The organism is Aminobacter sp. P4_D5 (assembly GCF_056401815.1).
The window spans coordinates 1-504 of the sequence record NZ_JBFUIP010001481.1 but is presented as its reverse complement, the minus strand read 5'-3'; the positions used below and the strand labels follow the sequence as shown (position 1 = coordinate 504).

Below are 504 nucleotides of genomic sequence, written 5' to 3'. Positions count from 1 at the left end.
ACGAGTTCGGCACGCCCGGCGGCGAGCCCTACGGCGCGCTCATCGGCGACTACGAGTGGTCCAACCACCCCGACGACGTCGAGACGCTGCGCCTCATGTCCAACGTCGCGGCGGCGGGCTTCGCGCCCTTCATCTCCGCGGCCGGCCCGGGCATGTTCGGCTTCTCCGACTATCGCGAGCTCTCCAAGCCGCGCGACCTCACGAAGATCTTCGAGACGCAGGAATACGCCAAGTGGCGCTCCTTCCGCGACAGCGAGGACAGCCGCTTCGTCACGCTCGTGCTGCCGCGCGTGATCGCGCGCCTGCCCTACGGCGCGAACACCAAGCCGATCGACGAGTTCGCCTATGAGGAGGCGCCCTTCAACGCCGACGGCACCGCCAAGGCGATGGAGCACAGCGACTACTGCTGGATGAACGCGGCCTATGTCCACGCCGCGCGCCTCACCGACGCCTTCGCCCAGCATGGCTGGTGCACCGCGATCCGCGGCGCCGAGGGCGGCGGCA

1 protein-coding gene is annotated in these 504 nt (G+C 69.4%); it reads left to right on the top strand.

Annotated elements, in window-relative coordinates; translation table 11 throughout:
- The coding region (locus AC1DWF_RS39080; RefSeq protein ID WP_476843747.1) for a type VI secretion system contractile sheath domain-containing protein at positions 1 to 504 on the top strand (504 nt) is incomplete at both ends.